The following is a 2,926-nucleotide window of genomic DNA, read 5'->3' on the forward strand; positions in this document are numbered from 1 at the left end:
GGCCCATGCCGGCGAGACGCTGATGGGCAAGTTCCGCGACGGAATGCCGGTCACTTCGGAAGCGGTCTCGCTCATCCTTGCCAGCATCGATCGCATCAAGGAGATTCTCGCGGGGCTCGAAGCCACCGAGGCCGAGCCCGAAGGCACCGATCAGGATCTGATCGGTCCATTGGTCGAATTGAGCCTGCGCGCCTTCACGGTAGCGTCGGCAGAGCCGGCCGCTCCCATTGCAATTGAACCGGTTGTCGCCGCCGCGCCCGCGATCGAGCAGGGCACCCTGGTGCCGCAGATACTGGAGCGGCAGTTGCGTCCCGGCGAAGTCTCGCTGGACGAACTCGAGCGTGCGTTCCGGGACACCGCGATCGAGGTGGAGGCGCCGCCGATCGCAACCGCGCCGCCTGTCGCCGCCGAGCCGCCGCCGGCCGCAGCACCGGTCAAGGTCGCCGCGCCCGCGAAAGACAACGCGAAAGACAAGAAGGTCAAGTCGGTCGTGGAGATCGACGTGCCCGAGGCCGACAAGATCGCCAACCAGTCGATCCGCGTCAACGTGGATACGCTGGAACATCTGATGACCATGGTGTCGGAACTGGTTCTGACCCGCAACCAGCTGCTGGAGATCTCCCGGCGCAACGACGATACCGAGTTCAAGGTGCCGCTGCAGCGGCTCTCCAACGTCACCGCCGAACTGCAGGAAGGCGTCATGAAGACGCGGATGCAGCCGATCGGCAATGCCTGGCAGAAGCTGCCCAGAATCGTGCGCGACCTCGCCGGCGAACTGCACAAGCAGATCGAACTGGAGATGCACGGCGCCGACACCGAGCTCGACCGCCAGGTGCTCGACCTGATCAAGGATCCGTTGACGCACATGGTGCGCAACTCCGCCGATCACGGCCTCGAAACCCCGGCCGAGCGCGCCGCCGCCGGCAAGCCCGAACAGGGCACCATCCGGCTCTCCGCCTATCACGAGGGCGGCCATATCCTGATCTGCATCGCCGACAACGGCCGCGGCCTCAACACCGAGCGGATCAAGGCCAAGGCCGTCTCCAACGGTCTCGTCAGCGAGGCCGAACTCGAGAAGATGACGGAAGCCCAGATCCACAAGTTCATCTTCGCGCCGGGCTTCTCCACCGCGGCCTCCATCACCTCGGTGTCCGGCCGCGGCGTCGGCATGGACGTGGTGCGCACCAATATCGACCAGATCGGCGGCACCATCGACGTCAAGTCGGTGGCCGGCGAGGGCTCCTCCGTCACCATCAAGATCCCGCTGACGCTCGCCATCGTCTCCGCCCTGATCGTGGAAGCCGCCGGCGACCGCTTTGCGATCCCGCAGCTCGCGGTGGTCGAACTGGTGCGGGCGCGGGCCAATTCCGAGCACCGCATCGAGCGCATCAAGGACACCGCGGTCCTGCGGCTGCGCAACAAGCTGCTGCCGCTGATGCACCTCAAGAAGTTGCTCAAGATCGACGACGGCACCTCCTCCGATCCCGAGAACGGCTTCATCGTGGTCACCCAGGTCGGCAACCAGACCTTCGGCATCGTGGTCGACGGCGTGTTCCACACCGAGGAGATCGTGGTCAAGCCGATGTCGACGAAACTGCGCCACATCGACATGTTCTCCGGCAATACCATCCTGGGGGACGGCGCCGTGATCATGATCATCGATCCCAACGGCATCGCCAAGGCGCTCGGCGCCGCCGGCTCCGCCGGCCACGAGATCTCGGAAGAGAACGCGGCGGCGCGTGCCAATGCCGCCGAACAGCTGACCTCGCTGCTGGTGTTCCGCGCCGGCTCGGCCCAGCCCAAGGCGGTGCCGCTCGGCCTCGTCACCCGGCTGGAGGAGCTTGCCACCGACAAGATCGAACTCTCCAACGGCCGCTACATGGTGCAGTACCGCGACCAGCTGATGCCGCTGGTGCAGATGGAAGGCGTCAGCGTCCAGACCTCGGGCTCGCAGCCGATCCTGGTGTTCGCCGATGACGGCCGCTCGATGGGGCTGGTGGTCGACGAGATCATCGACATCGTCGAGGAACGGCTCAACATCGAGGTCGCCGGCTCCAGAGACGGCATTCTCGGCTCCGCCGTGATCAAGGGCCAGGCCACCGAAGTGATCGACGTCGGCCATTTCCTCCCGATGGCGTTCGCCGACTGGTTCTCCCGCAAGGAGATGCGCCCGTCGGTGACGGCGCAGTCGGTGCTGCTGGTCGACGACAGCGCGTTCTTCCGCAACATGCTGGCGCCGGTGCTGAAAGCCGCCGGCTACAAGGTGCGGGTGGCGCCCAGCGCCGAGGAGGGCCTCTCCGCGCTGCGCTCGGGCCAGGTGTTCGACGTGGTGCTGACCGACATCGAAATGCCCGACATGAACGGGTTCGAATTCGCCGAGACCATCCGGGCCGATGCGCATCTGAGCGCGATGCCGATCATCGCGCTGTCCTCGATGGTGTCGCCGGCGGCGATCGAGCGCGGCCGGCTGGCCGGCTTCCACGATTACGTCGCCAAATTCGATCGCCCGGGCCTGATCGCGGCGCTGAAGGAACAGACCGCCGAACTCAGCCGGGCGGCTTAGGAAAACCAGCATGACCAGCAAGAACGATAATACCGAAGGCGCCGTCTCCGAATTCGTCACCGCGATGATCGGCGGCCAGCTGTTCGGGCTGCCGATCTCCAGGGTGCAGGACGTGTTCATGCCGGAACGGCTGACGCGGGTGCCGCTGTCGTCGGGCGAGATCGCCGGCGTGCTCAACCTGCGCGGCCGCATCGTCACCGTGGTGGACATGCGCGCTCGTCTCGGCCTGCCCAAAAACGACGACGGCAAGCCGCCGATGGCGGTCGGCGTCGACCTGCGCGGCGAATCCTATGGCCTGCTGATCGACCAGATCGGCGAAGTGCTCAAGCTCGCCGACGAGGGCCGCGAGGAAAACCCCGTCAA

Annotated in this window: 2 protein-coding genes; both read left to right on the plus strand. The window is 66.0% G+C overall.

The genetic code is table 11. The annotated features are described in order from the left end of the window. Nucleotides 1-2,563, plus strand: a 2,563-nt coding sequence (locus tag Q8R73_RS11010; protein WP_305719573.1) for a hybrid sensor histidine kinase/response regulator, incomplete at its 5' end; no start/stop codon positions are given. A gap of 10 nt (nt 2,564-2,573) precedes the next feature. Further along, nucleotides 2,574-2,926: chemotaxis protein CheW (locus Q8R73_RS11015; RefSeq protein ID WP_305719574.1), on the plus strand; the 353-nt coding region annotated here is incomplete at its 3' end.

Source organism: Bradyrhizobium sp., assembly GCF_030697065.1.
Lineage (GTDB): Bacteria > Pseudomonadota > Alphaproteobacteria > Rhizobiales > Xanthobacteraceae > Bradyrhizobium.